The organism is Kushneria sp. AK178 (assembly GCF_053903105.1).
Genome location: NZ_CP096381.1, coordinates 1,589,863 through 1,614,445, shown reverse-complemented (window position 1 = coordinate 1,614,445; position 24,583 = coordinate 1,589,863). Strand labels below are relative to the sequence as shown.

General features: G+C 62.0%; 23 protein-coding genes and 1 tRNA gene. 14 read left to right on the top strand and 10 right to left on the bottom strand.

Annotated features, from left to right (window positions below):
- Positions 1 to 97 precede the first annotated feature (97 nt).
- From M1D97_RS07215 to M1D97_RS07200, 4 genes are all read right to left on the bottom strand, one after another.
- Positions 98 to 1,555: an NAD-dependent succinate-semialdehyde dehydrogenase gene (locus tag M1D97_RS07215; protein ID WP_456270052.1), complete on the bottom strand. Its 1,458-nt coding sequence runs from the start codon at positions 1,553 to 1,555 to the stop codon at positions 98 to 100.
- Positions 1,556 to 1,682: 127 nt separating this feature from the next.
- On the bottom strand, positions 1,683 to 2,237 hold the full coding sequence (folE, locus tag M1D97_RS07210) for a GTP cyclohydrolase I FolE (protein ID WP_217639618.1): 555 nt from the start codon (positions 2,235 to 2,237) through the stop codon (positions 1,683 to 1,685).
- A 91-nt stretch (positions 2,238 to 2,328) separates the two neighbouring features.
- Entirely contained in the window at positions 2,329 to 3,303 is a 975-nt protein-coding gene (locus M1D97_RS07205) for a serine/threonine protein kinase (RefSeq protein WP_456270187.1), read from the bottom strand.
- Positions 3,304 to 3,337: 34 nt separating this feature from the next.
- Positions 3,338 to 4,063, bottom strand: a complete 726-nt coding sequence (locus tag M1D97_RS07200) for a ComF family protein (protein ID WP_456270051.1) — start codon at positions 4,061 to 4,063, stop codon at positions 3,338 to 3,340.
- A gap of 213 nt (positions 4,064 to 4,276) precedes the next feature.
- On the opposite strand from M1D97_RS07200, the gene M1D97_RS07195 reads away from it, so the two are divergent.
- Positions 4,277 to 4,471, top strand: coding sequence for a hypothetical protein (locus M1D97_RS07195; RefSeq protein WP_456270050.1), 195 nt, complete (start codon positions 4,277 to 4,279; stop codon positions 4,469 to 4,471).
- A gap of 111 nt (positions 4,472 to 4,582) precedes the next feature.
- On the opposite strand, the gene M1D97_RS07190 is transcribed toward M1D97_RS07195, so the two are convergent.
- Positions 4,583 to 4,667 (bottom strand) — tRNA-Leu (locus tag M1D97_RS07190).
- 399 nt (positions 4,668 to 5,066) lie between these two features.
- Here M1D97_RS07190 and M1D97_RS07185 point away from each other — a divergent pair.
- Genes M1D97_RS07185 through M1D97_RS07170 form a run of 4 tightly spaced genes read left to right on the top strand, consistent with a single transcriptional unit; the run spans position 5,067 to position 6,186 of the window.
- The gene (locus tag M1D97_RS07185) at positions 5,067 to 5,279 is read left to right on the top strand and encodes a hypothetical protein (protein WP_456270049.1); all 213 of its coding nucleotides are present in this window, start codon (positions 5,067 to 5,069) and stop codon (positions 5,277 to 5,279) included.
- Between the two features lie 38 nt (positions 5,280 to 5,317).
- Positions 5,318 to 5,683: a hypothetical protein gene (locus tag M1D97_RS07180; RefSeq protein WP_456270048.1), complete on the top strand. Its 366-nt coding sequence runs from the start codon at positions 5,318 to 5,320 to the stop codon at positions 5,681 to 5,683.
- A gap of 9 nt (positions 5,684 to 5,692) precedes the next feature.
- Positions 5,693 to 5,935: a hypothetical protein gene (locus M1D97_RS07175; protein WP_456270047.1), complete on the top strand. Its 243-nt coding sequence runs from the start codon at positions 5,693 to 5,695 to the stop codon at positions 5,933 to 5,935.
- Complete coding sequence (locus M1D97_RS07170) at positions 5,932 to 6,186, top strand: hypothetical protein (RefSeq protein WP_456270046.1); 255 nt, start codon at positions 5,932 to 5,934, stop codon at positions 6,184 to 6,186. Before M1D97_RS07175 ends, M1D97_RS07170 begins: the two co-directional genes overlap by 4 nt.
- 41 nt (positions 6,187 to 6,227) lie before the next feature.
- Here the strand turns inward: M1D97_RS07170 and cobA are convergent, their stop codons facing one another.
- The gene (gene cobA / locus M1D97_RS07165; protein WP_456270186.1) at positions 6,228 to 7,040 is read right to left on the bottom strand and encodes a uroporphyrinogen-III C-methyltransferase; all 813 of its coding nucleotides are present in this window, start codon (positions 7,038 to 7,040) and stop codon (positions 6,228 to 6,230) included.
- Positions 7,041 to 7,477: 437 nt separating this feature from the next.
- A complete protein-coding gene (gene serS / locus M1D97_RS07160; protein ID WP_456270045.1) occupies positions 7,478 to 8,758 on the bottom strand; it encodes a serine--tRNA ligase in 1,281 nt (426 codons plus the stop codon).
- Positions 8,759 to 9,047: 289 nt separating this feature from the next.
- Between serS and ydiJ the strand changes: the two genes are divergently transcribed.
- On the top strand, positions 9,048 to 12,140 hold the full coding sequence (ydiJ, locus tag M1D97_RS07155) for a D-2-hydroxyglutarate dehydrogenase YdiJ (RefSeq protein WP_456270044.1): 3,093 nt from the start codon (positions 9,048 to 9,050) through the stop codon (positions 12,138 to 12,140).
- A gap of 112 nt (positions 12,141 to 12,252) precedes the next feature.
- Positions 12,253 to 14,142 carry a cation:proton antiporter gene (locus tag M1D97_RS07150; RefSeq protein ID WP_456270043.1) on the top strand — a complete coding sequence of 630 codons (1,890 nt, stop codon included), beginning with the start codon at positions 12,253 to 12,255 and terminating at the stop codon, positions 14,140 to 14,142.
- An 83-nt stretch (positions 14,143 to 14,225) separates the two neighbouring features.
- Here the strand turns inward: M1D97_RS07150 and M1D97_RS07145 are convergent, their stop codons facing one another.
- Positions 14,226 to 15,785, bottom strand: coding sequence for a BCCT family transporter (locus M1D97_RS07145; RefSeq protein ID WP_456270042.1), 1,560 nt, complete (start codon positions 15,783 to 15,785; stop codon positions 14,226 to 14,228).
- Between the two features lie 258 nt (positions 15,786 to 16,043).
- Here M1D97_RS07145 and M1D97_RS07140 point away from each other — a divergent pair, with 258 nt between their 5' ends.
- Both M1D97_RS07140 and cobO read left to right on the top strand, forming a co-directional pair.
- On the top strand, positions 16,044 to 17,264 hold the full coding sequence (locus tag M1D97_RS07140) for a NupC/NupG family nucleoside CNT transporter (protein WP_456270041.1): 1,221 nt from the start codon (positions 16,044 to 16,046) through the stop codon (positions 17,262 to 17,264).
- Between the two features lie 48 nt (positions 17,265 to 17,312).
- Positions 17,313 to 17,921 (top strand): cob(I)yrinic acid a,c-diamide adenosyltransferase, encoded by a 609-nt coding sequence (gene cobO, locus M1D97_RS07135; protein WP_456270040.1) that lies wholly within the window; start codon positions 17,313 to 17,315, stop codon positions 17,919 to 17,921.
- A gap of 44 nt (positions 17,922 to 17,965) precedes the next feature.
- On the opposite strand, the gene M1D97_RS07130 is transcribed toward cobO, so the two are convergent.
- Entirely contained in the window at positions 17,966 to 19,066 is a 1,101-nt protein-coding gene (locus M1D97_RS07130) for an ABC transporter substrate-binding protein (RefSeq protein WP_456270039.1), read from the bottom strand.
- A 279-nt stretch (positions 19,067 to 19,345) separates the two neighbouring features.
- On the opposite strand from M1D97_RS07130, the gene M1D97_RS07125 reads away from it, so the two are divergent.
- The 3 genes from M1D97_RS07125 to M1D97_RS07115 all read left to right on the top strand — a co-directional run bounded on the left by M1D97_RS07125 (position 19,346) and on the right by M1D97_RS07115 (position 21,584).
- Entirely contained in the window at positions 19,346 to 20,113 is a 768-nt protein-coding gene (locus M1D97_RS07125) for an SIMPL domain-containing protein (RefSeq protein WP_456270038.1), read from the top strand.
- Between the two features lie 203 nt (positions 20,114 to 20,316).
- A complete protein-coding gene (locus M1D97_RS07120) occupies positions 20,317 to 21,231 on the top strand; it encodes a LysR family transcriptional regulator ArgP (RefSeq protein ID WP_456270037.1) in 915 nt (304 codons plus the stop codon).
- A 2-nt stretch (positions 21,232 to 21,233) separates the two neighbouring features.
- Positions 21,234 to 21,584 (top strand): hypothetical protein, encoded by a 351-nt coding sequence (locus M1D97_RS07115; RefSeq protein WP_456270036.1) that lies wholly within the window; start codon positions 21,234 to 21,236, stop codon positions 21,582 to 21,584.
- Here the strand turns inward: M1D97_RS07115 and M1D97_RS07110 are convergent.
- Entirely contained in the window at positions 21,559 to 21,897 is a 339-nt protein-coding gene (locus tag M1D97_RS07110) for an MTH1187 family thiamine-binding protein (protein ID WP_456270035.1), read from the bottom strand. The genes M1D97_RS07115 and M1D97_RS07110 overlap by 26 nt on opposite strands.
- Before the next feature lie 206 nt (positions 21,898 to 22,103).
- Between M1D97_RS07110 and cfa the strand changes: the two genes are divergently transcribed.
- Positions 22,104 to 23,249, top strand: a complete 1,146-nt coding sequence (gene cfa / locus M1D97_RS07105; protein WP_456270034.1) for a cyclopropane fatty acyl phospholipid synthase — start codon at positions 22,104 to 22,106, stop codon at positions 23,247 to 23,249.
- Between the two features lie 133 nt (positions 23,250 to 23,382).
- On the top strand, positions 23,383 to 24,573 hold the full coding sequence (locus M1D97_RS07100; protein WP_456270033.1) for an amino acid aminotransferase: 1,191 nt from the start codon (positions 23,383 to 23,385) through the stop codon (positions 24,571 to 24,573).
- The last annotated feature ends 10 nt before the right edge of the window (positions 24,574 to 24,583 follow it).

The following is a 24,583-nucleotide window of genomic DNA, read 5'->3' as shown; positions in this document are numbered from 1 at the left end:
GGCACGGCTCGAAAGCAAACAGCCCGCCGATGACCAAAAAACCCCGCGATGGCGGGGTTTTCTGTTGTCCGGCCCATTGATCGGGCCGCTGTCTGTATTACTGGATCGTCATGCACAGATATTTGGTTTCCATGTACTCTTCCAGCCCGTAGCGTGATCCTTCACGGCCCAGTCCCGATTCCTTCATGCCGCCGAACGGTGCCGCCGCATTGGAGACCAGCCCTTCATTGACGCCCACGATGCCGTATTCCAGCGCCTCGCCCACGCGCCAGATGCGCCCGGCATCACGCGTGTAGAAATAGGCCGCCAGACCGAATTCGGTATCGTTGGCCATGCGAATCGCCTGCGCCTCGTCATCGAAGGCGAAGACAGCCGCCAGCGGTCCGAAGGTCTCCTCGGAGGCCACTTTCATTGACGTGTCGGCACCATTGATCAGCGTGGGCTGATAAAAGCGCCCGCCCAGCGTGTGCTGATGCCCCCCGATCATGAGCTCGGCCCCCTTGTCGATGGCATCCTGAACGTGCTCGTGCACCTTGTTGAGGGCATCCTCATTGATCATGGGGCCGATGTTGACACCCTCCTGCATGCCTTCTCCCACGACCAGCTCGCCGTTCATGGCAGCCGCCAGCTTCTCGCAGAAGGCATTGATCACGCCCGACTGCACCAGAAAGCGGTTGGTGCAGATACAGGTCTGCCCCGCGTTGCGGAACTTGGACGCCATGGCGCCGGCCACGGCGGCATCCAGGTCGGCATCATCGAAGATGATAAAGGGCGCATTGCCGCCCAGTTCCAGCGAAATCTTCTGAATATGGCTCGACGCCTGGGCCATCAGCTTGCGCCCGACCTCGGTCGACCCGGTAAAGGTGATCTTGCGTACCAGCGTCGAATCGGTCATGGCACGGCCAATCTCGCTGGCGCTGCCCGGCAGAACGTTGAATACGCCACGCGGTACCCCGGCGCGCTCGGCCAGCACCGCCAGTGCCGTAGCGGACAGCGGCGTCTGGGCGGCCGGCTTGATGACAATCGGGCAGCCCGCGGCGAGCGCAGCGGCGGCCTTGCGGGTAATCATGGAAGACGGGAAATTCCAGGGCGTGATGGCCCCGACCACGCCGACCGGCTGTTTGAGCACCATGATGCGCTGATCGGCCTTCGCCCCCGGAATGGTATCGCCATAGACACGCCGCGCTTCTTCGGCGAACCAGCGCATGAAGCTGGCTGCGTAAACGATTTCGCCTTCAGCCTCGGCAACGGGCTTGCCCTGCTCGAGCGTCATGATCCGGCCGAGATCGCGCTTGTGCTCGATCATCAGCTCATACCAGCGATGGAGAATATCAGCACGCTCGATGGCCGTTCGGCCGCGCCAGTCGGCAAAGGCAGCATGGGCTGCCTCGATGGCACGATTGGCCTCGGCGGTGCCCAGCCGCGGCACCCGGGCGATGATCTCACCCGTGGCGGGGTTGTCGACCTCGATCTGCTCGCCACTGTCGGCCGCGACCCAGTTGCCGTCAATGTAGGCAAAGGGTCGGAAAAGGCTCTGGTCGTTCAACGTATCCATGTCGTTCTCCTGTCGACTTGAGGTCCCTGAAGCACTCGGGATATTCCCCAAGCATAGGACATGCCACCGAACAGGAGAACCGTTGCCACCGGGAGCGACACTCGCCTGCGGCAACCACGCGGAACATTCAGTTATAGACGAGCGTCAGAAACTCCTGACGTGAAGGCAGGTTGTCACGGAAGTCGCCCAGCATGACCGATGTTTTCATGCTGGAATTCTGTTTTTCCACGCCGCGCATCATCATGCACATGTGGCGCGCCTCGACGATCACACCGACCCCGCGGGCATCAGTGGCGTCCTGTACGGCGTTGGCAATCTGACGCGTCAGCTCTTCCTGAATCTGCAGGCGACGGGCATACATGTCCACGATACGGGCAAACTTGGACAGCCCCAGCACCTTGCCGCGCGGCAGATAGCCGATATGGCACTTGCCGATAAAGGGCAGCATGTGATGCTCGCACATCGAATAGAGCTCGATGTCCTTGACGATCACCATCTCATCGGTATCCGATGAAAACACCGCGTCATTGACGATATCGCCAAGGCTTTGCTGATAGCCGTGCGTCAAGAACTGCATGGCCTTGGCCGCCCGTGCCGGCGTGTCCTGAAGTCCTTCGCGCTCCGGGTCTTCCCCCAGGGCAGACAGGATCTCGCGGTAGTGGTTTTCCATCTCCTGACTCATGTTTCTTTCCTGCGTTTCGGGTATATCCAGCGCCCGTGAGGGCGCCGTGGCATGTTTCATTTCCGGTCGGCCGGGTCGCGCCGGCGCGGGGTCAGGCCAGCCAGCGGGGCGACGACAGCGCCACACGCTGCTGTTCGAGGGTTCTGATATGCTGATCCCAGTAGTGTTCACTGGCAAGCCAGGGAAAGGCCCGGGGAAAGGCCGGATCGCTCCAGCGCTCTACCAGCCAGGCACTATAGCGCACCAGACGCAGGGTTCGTAGCTGTTCGATCCACCCCAGCTGGCGCCGATCCAGCGTGCAGTATTCTTCATAGCCTTCCAGCAGCTCGGCCAGCTGGGCCTGCCAGGACGGCTCATCCTCGCCGGTCAGCAGCATCCATAGATCCTGAACGGCCGGCGCCATGACACAGTCATCGAAATCCACCAGCGAAAAATAGCTTTCGCGCCCCAGCATGTTGCCCAGATGGCAGTCGCCATGAACACGCTGAAAGGCATCATCCGGCCACGCCTTGTCAGGCAGCATATCCAGCAGTGCCTGACTGATCTGTTCATGGGCACGGCGCTGGCGCGCGTTGAGCCAGTGGCTGGCCCGAATGCTTTCAAGACTCTCGAGCGCGATGGTGTGCGGTCGCAGTATGGAGCGATGCGCAAAGGGCCTGCGCCGGGCGACGGTGTGGATTCGACCGATCGCCTCTCCCAGCGCAAAAAGGTGTTCGGGGTTATCCAGCTCCGGCGCCTGCCCCGGCACAAAATAAAAGATCGCCAGGCGAAAACCGTCATGGTAATGCAGCGACTCGCCCAGGTCGTTGCGCCAGAGCCGATTGACGGGACAGCCCGCAGCATAAAGTTCATCGACAAAGGCATGCTCCTCGAGAATGGCAGCATCCCCGAGCCGGTCGGGCCGGTAAAACTTGACGATAAAGCGCTGATCGTTGTCGTCGCGCCATAGAAAGACCCGGTTTTCGTAGCTGTTGAGCGCAAAGGGCTCGCCTTCGATACGAAAGCCCTGTGCTTCCATGGCCGCCACGATGCGTGCCGGATCGAGCTGTTCAAAGGGGTGAGCCATCATGGTGACCTCCGCGTGCGAAGGCGCCATGCTATCAGATTGCGCGTGCCGCCGGGGTACGGGCAAGCGCACCGGCCCTGACATGGGTGGCCCCCTGCTCGCGACAGGCGCGTGAAAGCGCATCGAGCGTGGCACCGGTAGTCATGACGTCATCAAGCAGCAGCACGGCAGAAGGCAGCGGTGACGTGACGCGATAAACGCGACGAACGTTACGCCGCCGGGCCGAACGCGACAGCCCTCGCTGGGTCGGCGTCGAGCGAAGACGCATCGCCCGGTACAGGGGCAGATCCAGCGCCTCGGCCATTCGCCTGCCCAGCCACAGCGTCTGATCGAACCCGCGCTCTCGTGCCCGCTGGTGATGCAGATCGGCCGTGACGATGGCCTCCATCGACCCGCGCTGCGTTTTGAACGCGTGCAGCATGAGCTGCAACAGGATCCGGCCGGCGCGGCGGTCGGCACTGAACTTGAAGCGCTGGATCAGCTGCGCAATCTCTTCTTCATAGAGAAACGGGACCCGGCTGTCATCGAAATCGGGCCGATGTTTCAGACAGTGGCCACAGGGGACATCTTCAGGCACCGATGCCGGGCGCGGCTCGCTGCACACGGGGCAGGCACTGTCATGCCACGGCAGTCCCCTGAAACAGGCATCGCACCAGGGCCTGTCGCCTACCGTGCCTGCCAGACAGAAGCTGCAATAGCCCGGCATGGAACAGGCAAGCCCGTGATCAAACCGTTCGACCAGGCGCCTGCCTCTTGCCATCAGAGAGTATCCTGACCCCATCTTCATGACCTGCCCCTTGACCCTATCAGCAGGATATCGGCAGACATGATGGGTCCTGAACGCACTTTTGGCGCACGTTTCACAAGCCTCATCAAACGACGACCAAAGGTAACAGTTCCCACATGGCATGACGGTAGCGACTCCCCTAGCCTCCATGTAGGGACATCACTACAGCAACTACCGGAGATCACCATGCCCTATACCTATCAATACGCGCAGGCAGGCGAGTTCACCTCCACGGGTGAAAACGATCACGTCGAAGGATTCGTCGTGTTTCTGGAGGGCACCAGAATGGAAATCGCGACCTACACGACAGAAGAGGCGGCCAGAGACGCCTGCAAGGAGCTCAACGAAGAGGAACAGCGTCAGGATTTGCAGAAGGACTAAAGGCCATTAAAAAACATCGTGGCTGGCCGGTGCGGCTCTGCCAGCCTCTCCCTTGAGCCCCTTGAGCAAAGGTAGAAAAGGAAGAGATAACGAAAAAAGCGACGCTCTTGATGGTGCGGAAGGAGAGACTCGAACTCTCACGCCTTGCGGCACTGGAACCTAAATCCAGCGTGTCTACCAATTCCACCACTCCCGCGAGTGCGGCGTATTGTACGCATTGCGCAATGTCAGTCAATCAATAGACGTAGCCGGCAGGACCGGATTTGCCGGTGCCGGACAAAGAAAAGCCCCTCGTAAAAGAGGGGCAAAGAAACCCAGAAGGATGTCTTGCACTATCTCTGACTCCGGCGCTCGGGATTGGTTCCGTGATTTGTGAATTATTCTCGAAAATCATTTGAAGGGTCTTATGGGCCCCCTCTCGCCGGGGTTTACGAGCTTTAGATAACCTTAAATAAGCGCCCTGCCAGCCTATTTGGCTATACCGGCAAGCCTGTACGGCCCGCTACTCTATGCTAGAGTCCGCGTCGCCACGAACGGCAAGGAATGCCTTCGATGGCAGATACCGGTTACCTCCCATACTGACAAGGGAAATGTCATGAACCCGACTGGCTCTCGCAGTGGACCGCGCTGTCCCGACTGCAATGTCACGCTTTCCTGGCCGGCCCGTGCACCGGACCATCATGAACTACGCTGTCCCAACGGGCACTATATCTGCACCATGCAGGAATTTCGCCAGGCCGCCCATGAGCTTGCCATGGCCGAGGAGTTTCAATTTTATCGTGCCGGTATAACGCGCAAGGCGGGCTAGCGACGCTACAGTCCGTGCTCGATAACAGGAGCGCCAACATGCATTATTATCGCGCAGGTCTTTTGTCATTGTCTGCCGCCCTGCTGCTGGCACTGGGCACGTCACAGGGCATTGCCGCCTCACAGGAGCGCGCCGGGAGTGACGCACAGCAGCGCTTTGAACGCGCTCAGCAGCACTCCCGCATACAGTCGCAGCAAAACAGCATCGACCGTCAGAAATCCAGCCTGCGCAACCAGCAGAGTACCCATTCCCGGGGAGAGCGTACCCTGCAACAGCAGCAGCTGCGGCAATCACAGCGCAACCTGAGAGAGCAAAGGCGCAGCTACCAGCAGCGCAATACGACCTCGACACCCGGCTCCTCCCGCAGCGCGACGACCGATAATCGCGACAGCGACGTTCGCTGATATACTGTCATGACCCGCACCGCTTTCGAGGGAGTATTCGTGATGACGCGTCCCTGCTATCCGCAGCACCACACGCCCTGCCAAGCATGGGCCTCACGCTGGGTGGAGTCGTTTCTGGCATCTCCTGACGAGGCGTGGAACACGTTCGAGTCCGCCCATCGTACCGCCTTTATCATTCTGCGCGTAACACGCCCGGAGATGGGTGAGGATGTGCTGATCGATTCACTGATCCAGGCGCAGATGGTGTCATGATGGCACAGCAGGAGACCGGGGTAACGACCGACGAGCCTTCGGAAGAGGCGCTGCCGATGGGGTACCGCTCACTGCGGGATCCGCTGCCTTCCAACCGTCGCTATCGCAATGTGCTCTGGTATGAACGCGTCAACTGGCTGATGCTGACCCTGTTTGCCCTGTTCAGCCCTATCATGCTGGCGCTGGTGATCGGCTACATGCAGAACATCCCCATGCCCTTCGCACTGCCCGACTTCTCCTTTTTGCACTGATGGCATAACCGGGCCATCTTCGAGCACCCGCTGTACGGCTGTCAGCGACTGTCCGCCAGTGGCAGCGGCGAGGGATGCTTGCCACTCTCCCAGCCCAGGCTTCTGGCCGTTTGTGTGGCAAACCAGCCCAGCGTGTCGTGCAGAGTCACGACCTCCCCGACGATGATCAGGGTCGGCGGCGCCGCCTTCAGGTCCGCAAGCCGCCCCGGCAGGTCGTCAAGCGTGCCGACATGCAGGCGCTGTCGGGCCGTTGTGCCCTGCTCGATCAATGCGATCGGCGTTGACGCTGACAGACCATGCTGGATCAGCCGCTCACACAGGGTATCCAGGGTTCCCAGCCCCATGTAAAAGACCAGCGTCTGCCCCGAGGCCGCCAGCGTCTGCCAGTCCAGGTCACAGGTGCCGTTGCGCAGATGACCGGTCACGAAACGCACGGACTGGGCGTGATCGCGATGGGTCAGCGGAATACCGGTATACGCCGAAATGCCCGTGGCCGCCGTAATGCCCGGCACGACCTCAAAGGAGAGCTGCGCATCTGCCAGCGCCTGCAGCTCCTCGCCGCCACGGCCAAAGATAAAGGGATCGCCGCCTTTCAGCCGCACAACGCGATACCCACCGCGCGCCCAGTCCACCAGCGCCTGGTTGATGCCCTCCTGGGGCACACTATGGGCCGAGCGGGCCTTGCCGACATACAGCCGTCGTGCCTGCGGATTGGCCAGTGCCAGAATCTCCGGGCTGACCAGCCGGTCATGAATAACGACATCCGCCTCCTGCAGCCGCTCCAGCGCGCGCAGGGTCAAAAGCCCGGGATCGCCGGGGCCGGCGCCTACCAGCGAGACATGCCCGCGCCGCAGATCGTTGGCCTGCTCGGGCGCCAGCGCCTGAGTGCGTGCCGGCAGCCGCACGGTCGAAAGCTCGGGACAGGACGGTACATACACACCGATTTGCAGCTCGTGTGCCGTGGCCGCCCAGCGCGCATCCTCATCGGCACTGCCGGTGGCCACGATCCAGAGCCGGCCTGTCTGCGGCATTTCTTCCACGCAGTGCCAGCCCTCTTCACGTGCCAGCGCGGTCAGTGCCGGCATCCTCTCGCCGTGCAGGGTCAGGGCCAGTTCCAGCCCCCGAAACTGACGTGCCAGCGTCAGCGCCGCCTGACCGGCGCCGATCAAGTGAGCATCGAGATGGCGGGGGTCCACCTGAAGAGAAAGCAGTTCCATAAGCGCGCCCTGAGAATTATCGTTATCGCCCGATCATGCCGCGCGTCGGCACCGATGTCCCGACGCGCCCGGCATTACGGCTGGTTAATGCGCTCGACGCCCCCCATCCAGGCGCGAAGCGCCTCGGGCACCGTGATCGAGCCGTCGGCCTGCTGATGGTTTTCCATCAGTGCCAGCAGACAGCGCCCGACGGCCAGTCCGGAGCCGTTGAGGGTATGCACCAGTGACGGCTTTTTCTGACCCTGACCGCGAAAGCGGGCATGCATGCGCCGTGCCTGGAAATCTTCGGCGTTGGAGACCGAGGAGATTTCACGATAGGTGTTCTGGCTGGGCAGCCATACTTCGATGTCGTAGGTCTTGGCCGCGCCAAAGCCCATGTCACCGGTACACAGCGTGACCACCCGATACGGCAGTTCCAGCGCCTGCAGGATCGCCTCGGCATGGCCGCGCATCTCCTCGAGTGCGTCATAGGAGTGCGCGGGATCAACCACCTGCACCATTTCGACCTTGTCGAACTGGTGCTGGCGAATCATGCCGCGGGTGTCGCGGCCATAGGCCCCGGCCTCGCTGCGGTAGCAGGGGGTATGGGCGGTCATGCGAAGCGGCAGCCGTGCCCCGTCGATGATCTCGTCACGCACGATGTTGGTCAGCGGCACCTCGGCGGTCGGAATCAGGTAGTACTCCTGATCGCCTTCCAGCTTGAAGAGGTCATCGCCGAACTTGGGCAGCTGCCCGGTTCCGAACAGCGAGTCGCGATTGACGATATAGGGCACGGCCATCTCTTCATAACCGTGCTCGAGCGTCTGTTTATCAAGCATGAACTGTGCCAATGCGCGATGCAGCCGCGCGATGGGCCCGCGCATGACGGCAAACCGGGAGCCCGTAATCCTGGTGGCCAGTTCAAAGTCGAGATAGCCGTACATGCCGCCCAGATCGGTATGATCGCGCACGGTAAAATCAAACTCGCGCGGCGTGCCCCAGCGGTGCAGCTCGACGTTGTCGTCCTCGTCCTGCCCCTCGGGGACGCTGTCATGCGGCAGATTGGGAATCGCGGTGGCGATCTCCTCGAATTCGGCCTGCACCTCGGCGAGTTCACGACTGGCACTATCGAGCTCATCTCCCAGGTTGCCTACCTGCGCCAGCAGCGGCTCGATGTCCTCGCCGCGTGACTTGGCCTGTCCGATCTCCTTCGAGCGGGTGTTGCGCTCGTTCTGGAGCTCTTCGGTACGGGTCTGGAGTTCACGGCGACGCGTCTCCAGCGCCCGGACCCGGTCAACATCGAGGGCATAGCCGCGGCGGGCAAGGCGTGCGGCAACGCTGTCAGGATCGCTGCGCAGCAGTTTGGGATCGAGCATGACTATCCTGTCGGTTCGTGACAATAATATCCGCCAATCGTGAAAGCACGATGCGGCATCAGGCGTAAGGAACACATTGTAAAAAATAACGCTGCCCGACACTATTGGCCGACAGCCGAGCGCGCTACTTTATCTGCCGCAGCAGCATGACGGCCAGTGCATTATGCGCATCCCGAACCACAATGGCGACCGCCGCCTGCCATGAGACAGCGCCCCCCTGCCTGACGCCTGATGTCATGACGCAGGCCCATCGCCCGCTCCTGACAGACACCGGTTGCAAGACTTGATCATGACCGAACAGCTTCAGACCCCAGCGCTCGAGCAGTGCTATCAGCAGTTTCTCGACACCCTTGGTGCCCGCGGTTTCAAGGGGGATATTGCAGCCGACGACGCCAACCGCATCGTACTGGCCACCGATAACTCGCTCTATCAGCGCCTGCCCCGCGCCGTCATCTACCCGCGCGACGGCGATGACATCACTCTGCTGGCCGGTCTCGCCGGTGAAGCGGCCTTTACCGATGTCGTGCTGGCCCCGCGCGGCGGCGGCACCGGCACCAACGGCCAGTCCCTGACCGACGGGCTGGTGGTGGATGTCACCCGCTACATGCATCACATCCTCGACATCGACGTGGACAACCGCCGCGTGCGCGTGCAGGCCGGCGTGGTCAAGGACCAGCTCAATGCCGCCCTCAAGCCCCATGGGCTTTTCTTTGCCCCGGAACTGTCGACCTCCAACCGCGCCACCATCGGCGGCATGATCAGCACTGACGCCTGCGGCCAAGGCTCGCGCGCCCATGGCAAGACCCGTCATCACGTCCTCGAGCTGGATGTTGCCCTGCTGGGCGGCGAGCGTTTTGTCAGTCGGCCGCTGGATGATGAGGCCCTCGAGGCGCAGTGCGCGCGCACGGATCGTGTCGGTGAGGTGCATCGCTGCGCCCGGGACATCATTGATACCCGTGGCGAGCAGATCGAGCGCGTCTTTCCACCGCTCAACCGCAGTCTCACCGGCTATGACCTGGCCCACCTGCGCACTGACGACGGCCTTTTCGATCTCAACAGCGTGCTGTGTGGCAGCGAGGGCTCCCTGAGCCTGACGATCGAGGCCACCCTCAACGTGCTGCCGCTGCCCGAATACTCGGCGCTGATCAACGTGCGCTATGCCGGCTTCATGGATGCCCTGCGCGACGCCCGCGCCCTGATGGGCAGCGATGACGGCCCGGACGCGCCCACATCCATCGAGACCATTGATGACCGCGTACTGATGCTCGCCATGGAGGACATCGTCTGGGATGGCGTGGCGGAATACTTCCCCGCCGGCGAAAAAGGCAGCGCACCGGTGCGTGGCATCAATCTGGTGGAGTTCAACGACAACGACGAAGCATCGCTCAAGCGTCGCGTCGAGGCATTTACACAGGCGCTCGAAAACAACCGGGATGTCGAACGCCTGGGCCATACCATCGCCTGGGGCCGCGAGCGCATCACCACGGTCTACGGCATGCGCAAGCGCGCCGTCGGACTGCTGGGGAACGTGCAGGGCGAAAAGCGCCCGATCCCCTTTATCGAGGATACGGCGGTACCGCCCGAGCAGCTTGCCGATTACATCAGCGAGTTTCGCGACCTGCTCGATCGCCATGGCCTCGAATATGGCATGTTCGGCCACGTGGACGCCGGCGTACTGCACGTGCGCCCGGCCATCGACATGAAGGACCCGCAGCAGGCAGCCCTGATCCGTCCGCTCTCCGATGAGGTCGTCGCCCTTACCCGGCGCTACGGCGGGCTATTGTGGGGCGAACACGGCAAGGGCATTCGCTCGGAATACACGCCGGCCTTTTTTGGCGATCTCTACCCGGCACTGCAGCAGCTCAAGGGCGCCTTTGACCCGCGCAATCAGCTCAACCCCGGCAAGATCGCCACACCGCCGGAGAGCCGGGATACGCTGCTGAAAGTGGATGGCGTCACCACCCGCGGCGAGCTGGATCGCACCATCGACGAGCGGGTCTGGCAGAGTTACCAGAGCGCGGTCTACTGCAACGGCAACGGCGCCTGCTACAACTACGACCCCAACGACGCCATGTGCCCCTCATGGAAGGCGACCCGTGAGCGTATCCATTCGCCCAAGGGGCGCGCCAGCCTGATGCGGGAGTGGCTGAGACGTGAGCAGGCAGCCGGCAATGATGTGCTGGCCGAGGCGCGCGAGCTGCGTCGGGCCGGACCACTTCAGCGACTCAGGACACTGCCGGCACGGCTGCGCCGCACCCTAAGCGGTGGAGATCGTTTCTCCGATGAGGTTCACGAGGCGATGGCCGGCTGTCTGGCCTGCAAGTCCTGCGCCGGGCAGTGCCCGGTCCGGGTCAACGTGCCGGACTTTCGCAGCCGCTTTCTGGAGCTCTACCACGGCCGGCGCCTGCGGCCGCTGCGCGATCACCTGATCGCTCGCATGGAAACCCTGATGCCGCGGCTCAAGCCGGTGGCGCCGCTGTACAACGCGCTGCTGCGCCGCAGGCCCGTGCAGTACGTCATGGCACGCTGGGTCGGCATGGTGGATGCGCCCGCCTTTTCACACAGCGACTTTCACAAGCAGCTCGATGCCTGGGGCATTGCCGAGGCCACACCGGTCTCGCTTGGACTTTTAAGCGAGCAGCAAAGAGCGCGCAGCGTCGTGCTGGTGCAGGATGCCTTTACTTCCTGGTTCGATGCCGGTGTCGCCCGTCAGTTTGTCGAATGTCTGAGCCTTCTGGGCATCCGCGTGTTCGTGGCGCCCTACCGGCCCAACGGCAAGCCCATGCACGTCCAGGGATTCATGGGCGGTTTTAACAAAGCTGCCCGCACCCAGGCCGAACATCTCCAGGCCCTGGCCCGCCATAAGGTATCCCTGATCGGCCTGGATCCGGCCATGACCCTGACCTACCGCCAGGAGTATGTCGATACTCTGGGTCGGGACGCCGTCCCCGAGGTGCTGCTGCCCCAGGAGTGGCTGCTCGCCATGGCCGCCACCCTGGCACCGGCATCGACCGGCACCCCGACCGGATCGGGCATTCGCTATCGGCTGTTGAGCCACTGTACCGAAAGGACCAACGCGCCCGGCAGTGCAAAGGCCTGGCAGCAGATATTTGACGCCTTCGGTCTCGAGCTCGAGCTGGTACCCACCGGCTGCTGCGGCATGTCCGGTACCTACGGCCACGAAGCGCGCAACCTCGAGACATCGCGCATCATTTACAGCCAGTCCTGGCAGCCGCTCGTTGAATCCGGGGACGACCAGACCCGGCTGCTGGCCACCGGCTACTCCTGTCGCAGCCAGGTCAAACGATTTTCGAACGTCACGCTGGAACACCCTCTCCAGGCGCTATTGACCCACCTTCGTTCTCAAAAAGCGTCACAGTAATGATCAATGGCCGCCATCTTAAGGCGGCCGCTTTTGCTGCCCGTTGCAACGGCTATCGCCGGCGGCTAGGCTGCGCATCCATTATCAGTCCCTGGCATCGGAATCCTCCTGCATGGAACACGCTGCGCTCTATCTGGCCCTGATCGGCCTGCTGTCCCTGATGTGTCAGTGGGCGGCCTGGCAGGTGCATCTGCCTGCCATTCTGCCCCTGTTGATTGTCGGCCTGATTGCCGGCCCCGTCACCGGCTGGCTGGACCCGGATGCCATCCTGGGGGATCTGCTGTTTCCGCTGGTATCACTGTCAGTGGCGGTGATCCTTTTCGAGGGCAGTCTGACGCTCAACTATCAGGACCTGCGCGGCCACGGCCGGACCGTCATTCGCCTGATTACCTGGGGTGTGGTGATCACGGGGCTGATCGGCACGATGGCGGCCTGGTGGCTTCTGGACATGCCGCTCGAGATCGCCGCCGTGCTGGGCGGGCTGCTGGTCGTGACCGGCCCGACCGTGGTGATCCCGCTGCTGCAGACACTGCGGGCCAAGGCCAATCTCTCCCAGATCCTGCGTTGGGAAGGCATCCTGGTGGACCCGGTCGGCGCCCTGCTGGCTGTTTTGATCTATGAGTTCGTGGCGCTGGGCCAGGAAAACGGCGCCGCCTCGCACACCCTGCTGCTGTTTGCCCAGACCCTTGGCCTCGGCTTCGGCCTCGGCGCGCTGGGCGGCTGGCTCTGGGGGCTTATCCTGCGCCACTACTGGCTGCCGCAGCGGCTGCACAACTTCGGCACCCTGATGATCATGCTGACGCTCTTTGCCGGCTCCAACGCGCTGTTTGAAGAGTCGGGGCTTTTGACCGTGACCGTCATGGGCATCTGGATGGCCAACATGCGCGGCATTCCGGTGCGTCCGATCATCGAGTTCAAGGAGACGCTGACGGTACTACTGGTGTCGGGTCTTTTCATTCTGCTGGCCGCCCGCATCTCCACCGAGCAGCTCATGACCCTGAACTGGCCCGCATGGGTGTTTCTGGGCGTGCTCATGTTCGTGGCCCGGCCCATTACCGTCTGGGTCTGCACCATTGGCACCGAGCTTCACTGGCGCGAGAAGGCGCTGCTGGCCTGGCTGTCGCCACGCGGTATCGTGGCCGCCGCGGTGGCATCGCTCTTTGCCATCAAACTCGAACAGGCCGGCGTTGAAGGTGCCGAGATGCTGGTGCCGGTGACCTTTCTGGTCATCATCGGCACCGTGGTCATTCAGAGCATTTTTTCAAAGCCCATCGTCAAGGCGCTCAAGGTCAACGAACCCGAACCCACCGGGTTTCTCATCATCGGCGCCAACCCGGTCGCTCGCGCCATCGCCAGCGAGCTGATGACGATGGGGTGGACCGTTCGACTGACCGATACCAGCTGGGACGCCGTTCAGGAAGCGCGCATGGCCGGGCTGCCGGTCTACTACGGTAATCCGCTGTCCGAACATGCCACCCAGCATCTGGAGCTGACGGGCATCGGGCGTTTGCTGCCGCTGTCGCCCTACCGCGAACTCAACAATCTGGCGGCACTGCACTTTGAACACATGCTGGGGTACGGCAATGTCTTCCGGCTGGCCGAGGAGTCAAGCAAGCACGCCAAGCGTCAGCAGGACCGCGCGCTGGGCCATCTGCCACGCCTTTTCAATGACGAGGCCACCTTTGCCAAGCTGGCCAGTCTGATCGCCAGCGGGGCCGACATTCGGGTCGCCAGAATGACCGAGAGCTTCGGCCTTGAAGAGTATCGCCGCATTCACGATGGCCGTTTGATGCCGCTGTTCTGCGTAGCCGCCAACGGCCGGCTGCGCGTGGTCCATACCGACGCCCTGTTGGCGCCGCGACCGGGCGAGCGTGTGATCAGCCTGATCTATCCGGATTCGCCCGAAATGCAGCCGGACGAGCGCGAGGAGCGGGCCCGCGAGGATCAGCGCGTGGCGCCGGGCCGCAGCGACAGCAGCGACCCCGGACGTCTGCCCTCCTGATTGCCGAGTTTTCCGACCGGCCATGAAAAAAGCCTCGCTACTGCGAGGCTTTTTCATTCATGTCATCAAGGCACACGCGCGCCTTACCGGTTGGCGGGACGCTTCTCGGTGGCAATGCCCTGCTCGCGCGCCATGGCGTAGGCGGCTCTGGGGCCGGTCCAGAGCAGCGGCAGCAGTAGCAGCGACACCGGCACAGCCGCAATGACGATAACGGACTGCAGGGCACTGATGCCGCCTTCTCCCATCATCAGAAGCAGTGCCGCGACCACGCCAAAGGAGATGGCCCAGAAAATGCGCACCAGCGCCGAGGGTCGAGCATCGCCGGTCACCGACATGGCGATGGCATAGGCCATCGAATCCCCGGTCGTAGCCACAAAAATGGTGGTCAGCAGCAAAAAGGCCGGCACGATGATAAACGCCAGCGGCAGCTGGCTGGTCACCGCCAGTAGCGCGGCGGGCAGACCGCCGGCAGTCAGGGAGTCCGAGACGCTGCCGGGATTTTGAAGCTCGTAGAAAATGCCCGAACCGCCCAGCGTGGCAAACCAGATATTGGTGGCCACCGGCGCGGTAATGGCCAGCGCAATCACCAGCTCGCGCAGGGTGCGGCCCTTCGAGATACGCGCCACAAACATTGCCATGGAGGGCACGAAGCTGATGAACCAGCCCCAGAAGAACAGCGTCCACTGCCCCAGCCAGGCTTCATTGTTACTGCCCCGCAGCAACGACATGTCGATGAAATGATCCAGATAGCTGGCAAAGCCCTCCATCATGGAGTGCACGATAAACGTGCCCGGTCCTGCCACCAGAATCAGCACGAACAGCGCCATCACGATCCAGACGTTGCAGTTGGAGAGCCACTGAATGCCGCGGGACAGACCGGTGGCCGCCGATAGCGTATAGATGATGACCAGCCCGCCCAGAATGGCCAGCTGCAGGCTATAGCTGTCGGCCCAGCCAAACAGCGTATTGAACGAATAGGCCAGCTGAGTGGCCAGAAAGCCGATGGGGCCAATGGTGCCGGCGGCCACACCCAGAATGCAGATGACATCGGCCACGATGCCCAGCCAGTGGGTTTCCACCTTCTGCCCCAGAAAGGGATACAGCAGGGCCCGTGGGCGCAGACGAATACCGCCATGGTAGTGGGCATGGATCATGACCAGCGCCGACAGTGTGCCCAGACAGGCCCAGGCGCTGAAGCCCCAGTGGAAAAAGCCCTGAGCCAGCGCCGGGCCGATGGCCCCGGGGGTGGCGCTTTCCACACCGTCAAAGGCCGGCGGCGTGGTCATGAAGTGATAGATGGGTTCGGCCGTTGACCAGAACACGCCGCCCCCGCCCAGCAGGGCACAGAGAATCACGGCGTGCCAGTTGAAGGTCGACATGGTGACCTCGCTGTCATTGCCGCCCAGACGCACATCGCCGTAGCGGCTCAACGCCAGTGCCAGGGCGATCACGAGATTGAGCAGCATCCACAGCTGCCAGTAGGCACCAAACCAGTAGGTTGACCAGCCAAAGGCGGTATCGATCCAGCCACTGACCGTATCGATATCGAGCAGTGCTGCGACCACAAACAGCACCAGCAGGCCGCCACTGAGTGCAAATACGATACGCTGACCGAGCACTCGGGCGGAGTCGGAAGAGGACATGAAGGGGGGTCACCATCGGTAGCAAAGCGGACCACCCTAGCAATCCATAACCGCCGGGTATATTCAAATTTCGGATCCGGCCATAATTCAGGGCCCGTGCCGGAGGCGCTTTTCCTTGCCGCGCGCGGTCCGTGCGCTCAGGATTCAATCTGGTAAGGTGGGCGCAAAAGCGACCGGGCAATACGAAAGCGCCCGGGCGATACGAGAGACTTGTTGTTCCCTGGAACAATCAATAATACATACCGGGAGTTGCGGATCATGCAAATTCTAATGGGCCTGGTCGGCATTGTGTTTGTGCTGGCCGTTGCCTTTATCTTTTCCGAAAATCGCCGCGCCATTCGACTGCGTACCGTCTTCTGGGCCTTTGTTCTGCAGGCCGGCTTTGCCCTGTTTGTTCTCTATGTTCCGGTGGGCCAGAACATCCTGCTGGGCATGTCCAGCGGCGTACAGACGGTGATCGACAGCGCCGGCGCCGGCATCGAATTTCTTTTCGGGTCGCTGGCCGGCGGTGACAATGGCTTTATCTTCGCCATCCAGGTGCTCTCGGTCATCGTCTTTTTCTCATCACTGGTGTCAGTGCTGTACTACCTGGGCATCATGCGCTGGGTCATCAACATTCTCGGCGGTGCCATTCAGAAGCTGATGGGCACCAGCCGACCGGAATCCCTGTCTGCGGCGGCCAACATCTTTGTGGGGCAGACAGAAGCACCGCTGGTGGTGCGCCCCTTCATTGCCAACATGACCCGCTCGGAGCTTTTCGCCATCATGGTCGGCGGACTGGCCAGCGTCGCCGGCGGCGTACTGGCCGGCTATGCCGCCATGGGCGTCAACCTGCAGTATCTGATTGCCGCCTCCTTCATGTCGGCGCCCGGCGGCCTTTTGATGGCCAAGATGATGCTGCCGGAGACCGACACCCCGAAACACGACACCAACATCTCGATCGCCGATGACGAGGAAAAGCTGGCCAACGTGATCGATGCTGCCGCCACCGGCGCCAGCACCGGGGTACAGCTGGCGCTCAATGTGGGTGGCATGCTGCTGGCGTTTGTCAGTCTGATCGCGCTGGTCAATGCCATTCTCACCGGTATCGGCGGGCTGTTCGGATTCGAGGATCTCACCCTGCAGCTGATTCTGGGCTATATCTTCTCTCCCGTGGCCTGGCTGATCGGGGTGCCGTGGTCGGAAGCCGTGGCAGCCGGCAATTTCATCGGTCAGAAAACGATTCTCAACGAATTCGTGGCCTTTGCCTCCTTTACCGGTTTCGAGGGCGAGCTCAGCGAACACACGCGCGCCATTATTACCTTCGCCCTGTGCGGCTTTGCCAATATCTCCTCCATCGCCATTCTGATGGGCGGACTGGCGGTCATGGCCCCCTCCCGGCGCGGCGATGTGGCGCGACTGGGGCCGAAGGCGATCCTGGCCGGCACCCTGTCCAATCTGATGAGCGCCTCGCTTGCCGGTCTGTTTCTGTCACTGTAAGCGACAGGCGCGATGCCAACAGGGATTCAACTCACGGGAGGCCATGACATGAGCAACGACGACCAACGCCAGACGCGCCATCAGCGCGCCATGGAGAAACTAAAGAGTCACGTGGATGAGCGGGTGGCCGATGCCAGCGAAGAACGCGGCCAGCTGCTGATCCTGACCGGCAACGGCAAGGGCAAGACCACCTCGGCGTGGGGTACGGTCACCCGCGCGCTGGGCTATGGCTACGGGGTGGGCGTGGTTCAGTTCATCAAGGGCGAATGGGAGTGCGGCGAGCGCGCGCGCCTGCAGGAGGACCCCAACCTGCAGGTGGCCACCATGGGAACCGGCTTTACGTGGGAGACCCAGAACCGGGAGACCGACCGGCAGGCCTGTGACGCGGTATGGCAGGACGCCAGCCGGATGCTGAGCGACCCGTCGATCTATCTGGTGGTGCTCGACGAGATCACCTACATGCTCAAGTTCGGCTATCTCGATATCGATACGGTCAGACAGGCGCTCGAGGCACGCCCGGTCGAGCAGACCGTGATCGTGACCGGGCGCAACGCCCATCGCGATCTGATGGCGATGGCCGACACCATTACCGAGATGCAGGAGACCCGTCATGCCTTCAACAACGGCCTGAAGGCACGACGCGGTATCGATTACTGACGCCCTTCCCCGCATGAGATGCTGCCCGCCAGCGGGCAGCGGTCCTACCCTTTCAGGTCAACCCAGAGCGTTCCGTTAAACGAATCGCTGATGTAGTGCTCGTTGATTGCTTCAAGCGTCCGGCTGGCGTCGATGTCCTGAAACCGGTCGGGATAGCTCCATTGGGCCATCTGCTCCAGCACCAGAATATTGAGCGGCGTATTGATCAGATGGTGGTACAGGCCATGGACCCGCTCGTTCTCAACAGCGCTCAAGTGGCCGATCAGGGGGCGCTGCAGAATGTGTTTCAGTGACTGCCGGGCCTCCGCTTCATCGACATCCGGCCCCAGTACCAGCCCGTTGACCCGACGCAGATAGCCGCCACCGGTAGCGATATAAACATCGGGGTCACGAGTCAGTACGTACTGGGGATCGATCCGCCCGCTCTTGCCCTTGAGTACCTCGGCGCCGATGTTGTCCACGTTCAGGCGCTGGGCGAAGTGATCAAAGCTGCCCTGCCCGGGAGAATTGCAGCACTCGTTCATGCCGGCATGGGCTTCGATCATGACCGAGGGCCTGTCGGTGTTCGAATCCGCCTCGATACGATCCAGAACCGCCTGGCGCTTTTGCTCGTAGAAACTGATGAACCGTTCGGCCTGATCCTCCCGGCCCAGAAGCGTGCCCAGTGCCCGCAGGCTGGGCACGGTGTCATCCAGCGGATCGGTGGCAAAATCGATAAACACGACGGGAATACCGGCGGCCTCCAGCTGATGCATGAGCTCCTCGCCCTGGGAGACCGGCACCTGGGAGCGGCTCAACACCACCGCATCGGGGTTGAGCGCAATGATTCTTTCGACCGAAATGCTGCCCGGACCCGGCCCATCGCCCACGATAGGCAGGTCGTCAAGCTCGGGGGCGCGCTGGTGATAGATGTCATAAAGTTCGGGAGAGCGCTTCATGTCGCTACCCCAGCCCAGCAGCCAGTGCGCCGGGTCCTTGTCCAGCAGCGACAGGGCGATGAGCTGACGCCCTTCCGCCAGCACGATGTGCTCCGCCGGTTGATCGAGGGTAACGTCCCGGCCTTCGATATCGTGCACTGTAATGTCCGCCTGTGCCGACAGTGAAAACAGGCCCAGTGCCAGGCCGGCAAGCCATTGTTTGTTCACATGCATCCTGATGTAGTGTCCTGACTGATCAAAAAACGGGGGGTCGGGCAGCATCCTTGGCACTCATCATGATCCTGCAGGCCCGATGAGGCAAACATCGCCTCAGGCCACTGGCGACCTTTTCTGCAGTTGATCGAGTGCTGACACAAAGAGCGTTGTACTTCATGCCACGGCCTCTTTACTATTTCATACGGTATTTTCCCTGCGGTCATGCCAGACCCGTCCTGATACCGTCACCGTTCATTTATGCGCCGATCGCGCCCTGTGTGGAGCTTCCTGATGCCCGTTTCACTGCGCCTTCCAACGTTTCTGGCACTGGTCGCCGCGAGCCTGCCGGTGCTGCCCGCCCTGGCGGCAGAACCGGCCCCATCGCGACAGATCGAGGTGCAGGCCGAAGCCAGTATCGAGGTCCTGCCCGATCGCGCCACGCTCAACGCGGTCCTTGTCGAAGCCACCCCGTTTGCCGAGACGGGGGAAGCGCGTGATGACGAGGCCACGGCCCGGGCGCGGGACAGGCTGGAAAAGCGCAGCACCCGTCTGATCAGTGCGCTGCGCGATCTGGGCATCGATGACGATCGTCTTCATGCCGGCCATCTCAGCGTGCGCAATGAACAGCAGTCGCAGGAGCGCGACCAGCAGGCTCCCCCGCGCGAGCGCGTGGTCATCGAGCGCAACCTTGATATCGACATCAACGACCTGACATCGTTGCCCGACATCATCGACGCGCTCTTTGCCAACGGCATCGACCGACTGACCGGCATTCGCTATGACGTCAGCGACCGGGAGCGCGTCGAGGATCGCGCGCTTCAAAAGGCACTGGCGCGCGCCCACCAGAAGGCTGAACTGATGACGCAGGCCCTGTCCGTGTCACTGGGCAGCGTCGAGCGCATTCAGGAAACCCGGTCGCCGGTCTTTCGCCCGGTGATGATGGCCACGGCCCGCAGCAAGCAGACCGACAGCGCCACTTACACACCGGGTACCATCAGCGTCGATGCCGGCGTACTGGTCAACTGGTCGCTGGACAGCGCATCGGCCGACAGTCAGTGATCCCGACAGCGCCCATTTCCCGTGACCGCCGGGCCGAGCATCGGGCCACCCCATGGCATGCTCATGAGCGCCCGGCGTGTGGCGCGGTTCCTTCCGGCGGCGTCACGGCCGGCGACAGGGGTGTACAAGCACCGGCCCGTGACATGCTCTATTCTTTAGGGCCATTGAATGGAATCATCATATAAAGCGGCTTGGCAGGCGTTATGCTCGATTATAAACTTCTTGAGGCGCTGGGCGCCGTGGTGGACCAGGCCGGCTTCGAGCGCGGTGCTCAGGTGCTGGGGCTGACCCAGTCCGCTGTGTCACAGAGAATCAAGCTACTGGAAGCGCGCCTGGGGCAGCCGGTCCTGATTCGCGCCCCGCGCATTGCCCCCACGGACCTGGGGAAGCGACTTCTCAATCATATTCAGCAGGTTCGCCTGCTCGAGCATGATCTGCTCGATCACGTGCCCTCGCTGGGCGATCGTGAACAGCGTCTGCGCATTGCACTCAACGCCGACAGTCTGGCGACATGGTGGGCCGAGGCGGTCGAGGATTTCTTTCGCGAACATACCGTACTGTTCGATCTGGTCGTCGAGGATCAGGAAGCCGCCCTCAAGCGCATGCGCGATGGTGAGGTCGCGGCCTGCCTGTGCATGACGCCGCGCTCGATTCAGGGGGCACGCGCCCGTCCGCTTGGCGGCATGCGCTACCGTCCGCTGGCCACGCCCGATTTCATGCAGCGCTATTTTCCCAACGGCATGGATCGCATTTCACTGGCCGAAGCCCCGGCGGTGGTCTTCGGTCCCGATGACCGGCTTCAGCAACGCTATATTGCCAATCACGGCGTGACCGTGCCTTTTCCGCATCATCTATGCCCGTCTTCCGAAGGCTTCTATCAGATGATTCGTTCCGGCATCGGCTATGGACTGGTGCCCGAAATCCAGGCGCAGGCCGCCATCGAGCGCGGCGAGCTGGTCGACCTTGAAAGCAGTTCCGATGTCATTGTGCCACTCTACTGGCACTACTGGCGCCAGGGGGGCAATATTCTGGAAGCGTTGACGCAGCATCTGACCCAGCATGCCCGACGCTGGCTGACCGACCTTGACGGTTTCGAAAACCCTGTGGGAGTGCCCTGACCATGCGTCATCCTTCTGCCCTGAAGCCAGTGCTCGCCTGTGTTGTTGTCGCTTTCCTGTCGGCCTGCAGCACCACGCCTGAAAATGGAGAGACCGGGGCAGAAGATACCCTGACCGTCAGTGCCGTTGCCATCGACGACGCCACCGCCCGGGCGGAGGCCACGGAGGATGGCCGGCAGCAGTGTCTGGCCCGGGGTTATCGACATGTCAGCGTGGTCGACATGCAGGTGACCCCGCCTGCCATGGCCACCCTGGAGGATGACGCCGATGCCACGGCCACCACGGACGCCCTGGAAGCCGCCACACCGGAAGGTGATGCCTGGCGCGCTACGCTGACCCTGCGCTGCCGCTGAGATCCGTCCCGCCGCCCTGGCGAAACGCCCGCACGCTCTCGACCTTGTCCGACATGCTCTGATCGCGATCCGTACGCGTTCCGATGCGCATGGAGGTCGTGATACGCGGCGCGCCCATGTCATGAACCACTTCATGACAGCGCCTGACCACCTCGAATACCGCCTCCCACTCCCCTTCAATGTTGGTGCCGTAAGCGTGCATCTGATGCGCCAGACCTGCCTGCTCGATCACCTCCTGACAGGCCGCCACGTAACTTCCCACCGATACCCCCACGCCCAGCGGCACGACACACAGATCGACCATGACGTTCATATAGCACCTCCTTCATGAAATGGATGAAACGTAAACACCCTTTATAGAATCGAGGGCTGCAAAATGGAGAATTGTTGATTAGATTTTAAGACTGATAAAAGAAAGGCGCATCAGAAGGTTCCCTTGACAGGGATAGAGATGTCACCCACCCACGGTCAGAGAGGCATTGTGGGGGTAATCAACCATTACCAGGGGAGAATAATGGCATGACCAGCAATACCGTTGACAATTCAACAAGCACTGCTGATACGCGGTCACGTCGTCTGATCGAGGGATGGCTCGATGCGACAGGCGTGACGCTCAACGGCAGTCGGCCCTGGGATCTACAGATCCATCATCGCGATTTTTACAGCCGGGTCGTGCGTCAGGGATCGCTGGGACTGGGCGAATCCTACATGGATGGCTGGTGGTCGTGTGAGCGTATCGACCAGTTCATCGAACGCGTGCTGCTGGCCAATCTGGGCGAGCGCGCCCATACCCGTCGCGAAAAGCTGCTCTATCAGCTTCAGACCAGCCTGACCAACCTGCAGAGCAAAACGCGCGCCTTCATGGTGGGCGAGCAGCACTATGATTTCGGCAACGACCTTTTCGAGGCCATGCTGGACGATACCATGTGCTACTCATGCGGCTACTGGAAAGAGGCCGATACCCTGCACCAGGCCCAGGTGGCCAAGCTGGATCTGGCCGCGCGCAAGCTGCAGCTACAGCCCGGCATGCGAGTGCTCGATATCGGCTGCGGCTGGGGCAGTTTCGCCGAGCATGCGGCCCGCCATTACGGCGTTCACGTCACGGGCATCACCATCTCCCGGGAGCAGGCCGAGCTGGCCCGAAAGCGCTGTGAAGGTCTGGATGTCGAGATCCTGCTCGAGGACTATCGCGACCTGCAGGGCAGCTTCGATCGCATCGTCTCCATCGGCATGTTCGAACACGTCGGCCAGAAGAACTACCCGACCTATTTCGACACCGTGGAGCGACTGCTGGCGCCGGACGGCCTTTTCGTGCTTCACACCATCGGCTCCAACAATTCGAAAATCGGCGCCGACCCCTTCATCAACAAGTACATCTTTCCCAACGGCGTGCTGCCGTCAGTGGCCCAGATCGTGACGCCTACCGAGAACAAAATGGTCATGGAGGACTGGCAGAACTTCGGGGCGGACTACGACCGCACCCTGATGGCCTGGCTGAACAACATCGAAGCCGCCTGGCCCTCATTGCCCTACGACGAACGCACCCAGCGCATGTTCCGTTACTATCTGGCCAGCTGCGCCGGTGCCTTTCGGGCGCGGGATCTACAGCTCTGGCAGGTCGTCTTTTCCAAACGTCGGGCCGGCCGTTACGACGCGCCTCGCTGATCGCGACCCGGGGCTCGGGGCATGACGTGTCATCTGCGGTAGCAGCGGCGGCCCTGCAGTGGCATTATTTCCTGTATGTCACCCCAAGGCCCATGCATTCATGGCCGCCAACCCGACGAGGTAGTCATTCAAGATGTTCGAGCGTATCGAGCGAGTTCCCGGGGACGCCATCCTCGGCCTGATCGAAGCCTATCAACAGGACACCAACCCCAATAAGGTCGACCTGGGCGTGGGGGTCTATCGTGATGACCGGGGTCGCACCCCCGTGCTTGCCACGGTCAAGAAGGCAGAAGAACAGCTTTATCAGCAGGAAGCCACCAAAAGCTATATCGGCTCTCACGGCGATACGCGCTATACCGAAGCGGTGACCAGAATGGTCGTGGGTGACGACTCTGCGGCACTGAAGGCGCAGCGAATCAGCACCACCCAGACCCCCGGCGGCACCGGCGCCCTGCGCCTGGCGGCTGATTTTCTGACGTCGCACCTGTCCGGCCGTGCCATCTGGCTGAGCGATCCGACCTGGCCCAACCACCCGGCCATCTTTGAAGCCGCCGGTCTCGAGGTCAAGCGCTACCCCTACGTCAATGCCGACAACCGCCTGGACTTTGAGGCGATGCTGACCGCGCTCGGGGAAGTGCCGGAAGGCGATATCGTGTTGCTGCACGCCTGCTGCCACAACCCGACCGGCTTTGATCTTTCCGAGGATCAGTGGCGCAGGATTCTGAACGTGGTCAAATCGCGCAACCTGCTGCCGCTGATCGACTTCGCCTATCAGGGCTTTGGTGACGGCCTGGATCAGGACGCCTTTGGCGTACGGCTTTTTGTCGAAGCGCTTGATGAAATGCTGATCACGACCTCGTGCTCGAAAAACTTCGGCCTCTATCGGGAGCGTACCGGGTCACTGATGGTACTGGCCGCCGATCATGAGCAGATGCAGAACGTGCGCACCCAGATCGCCATTGCCGCCCGCGAGAACTACTCCACGCCGCCCTCTCACGGCGCCGCGGTCGTGGCCGAAATCCTGGGCTCCCCGGAGCTGACCCGACAGTGGCAGCAGGAACTGGCCGAGATGCGCGGGCGTATCAACGGCCTGCGCCAGGATTTCGTGGCCGCCTTTCATCCGCACGGTCTCGAAGAGCGCTTTGCCTTCATCGCCGAGCAGCGTGGCATGTTCTCCTACACCGGCCTGACGCAGGAACAGGTCAAGCGACTGCGCGACGAGTTCAGCATTTACATGGTCGGCTCGGGGCGCGCCAACATTGCCGGCCTTTCCGAAGGCTCGCTGGAATATGTGGCCCGCGCCATCGCCACGGTCGTGACATAACGCCCGACCC

What these genes read in the sequence shown, in the direction of transcription:
- M1D97_RS07150 (WP_456270043.1), top strand. Translation starts at nt 12,253, where the DNA reads ATGGAACACGCTGCGCTCTATCTGGCCCTGATCGGCCTGCTGTCCCTG.
- M1D97_RS07185 (WP_456270049.1), top strand. Translation starts at nt 5,067, where the DNA reads ATGAACCCGACTGGCTCTCGCAGTGGACCGCGCTGTCCCGACTGCAAT.
- M1D97_RS07145 (WP_456270042.1), bottom strand. Translation starts at nt 15,785, where the DNA reads ATGTCCTCTTCCGACTCCGCCCGAGTGCTCGGTCAGCGTATCGTATTT.
- M1D97_RS07120 (WP_456270037.1), top strand. Translation starts at nt 20,317, where the DNA reads ATGCTCGATTATAAACTTCTTGAGGCGCTGGGCGCCGTGGTGGACCAG.
- cfa (WP_456270034.1), top strand. Translation starts at nt 22,104, where the DNA reads ATGACCAGCAATACCGTTGACAATTCAACAAGCACTGCTGATACGCGG.
- M1D97_RS07180 (WP_456270048.1), top strand. Translation starts at nt 5,318, where the DNA reads ATGCATTATTATCGCGCAGGTCTTTTGTCATTGTCTGCCGCCCTGCTG.
- folE (WP_217639618.1), bottom strand. Translation starts at nt 2,237, where the DNA reads ATGAGTCAGGAGATGGAAAACCACTACCGCGAGATCCTGTCTGCCCTG.
- M1D97_RS07200 (WP_456270051.1), bottom strand. Translation starts at nt 4,063, where the DNA reads ATGGCAAGAGGCAGGCGCCTGGTCGAACGGTTTGATCACGGGCTTGCC.
- M1D97_RS07175 (WP_456270047.1), top strand. Translation starts at nt 5,693, where the DNA reads ATGACCCGCACCGCTTTCGAGGGAGTATTCGTGATGACGCGTCCCTGC.
- cobO (WP_456270040.1), top strand. Translation starts at nt 17,313, where the DNA reads ATGAGCAACGACGACCAACGCCAGACGCGCCATCAGCGCGCCATGGAG.
- M1D97_RS07110 (WP_456270035.1), bottom strand. Translation starts at nt 21,897, where the DNA reads ATGAACGTCATGGTCGATCTGTGTGTCGTGCCGCTGGGCGTGGGGGTA.
- M1D97_RS07170 (WP_456270046.1), top strand. Translation starts at nt 5,932, where the DNA reads ATGATGGCACAGCAGGAGACCGGGGTAACGACCGACGAGCCTTCGGAA.
- M1D97_RS07205 (WP_456270187.1), bottom strand. Translation starts at nt 3,303, where the DNA reads ATGGCTCACCCCTTTGAACAGCTCGATCCGGCACGCATCGTGGCGGCC.
- M1D97_RS07125 (WP_456270038.1), top strand. Translation starts at nt 19,346, where the DNA reads ATGCCCGTTTCACTGCGCCTTCCAACGTTTCTGGCACTGGTCGCCGCG.
- M1D97_RS07115 (WP_456270036.1), top strand. Translation starts at nt 21,234, where the DNA reads ATGCGTCATCCTTCTGCCCTGAAGCCAGTGCTCGCCTGTGTTGTTGTC.
- ydiJ (WP_456270044.1), top strand. Translation starts at nt 9,048, where the DNA reads ATGACCGAACAGCTTCAGACCCCAGCGCTCGAGCAGTGCTATCAGCAG.
- M1D97_RS07140 (WP_456270041.1), top strand. Translation starts at nt 16,044, where the DNA reads ATGCAAATTCTAATGGGCCTGGTCGGCATTGTGTTTGTGCTGGCCGTT.
- serS (WP_456270045.1), bottom strand. Translation starts at nt 8,758, where the DNA reads ATGCTCGATCCCAAACTGCTGCGCAGCGATCCTGACAGCGTTGCCGCA.
- M1D97_RS07195 (WP_456270050.1), top strand. Translation starts at nt 4,277, where the DNA reads ATGCCCTATACCTATCAATACGCGCAGGCAGGCGAGTTCACCTCCACG.
- M1D97_RS07215 (WP_456270052.1), bottom strand. Translation starts at nt 1,555, where the DNA reads ATGGATACGTTGAACGACCAGAGCCTTTTCCGACCCTTTGCCTACATT.
- M1D97_RS07100 (WP_456270033.1), top strand. Translation starts at nt 23,383, where the DNA reads ATGTTCGAGCGTATCGAGCGAGTTCCCGGGGACGCCATCCTCGGCCTG.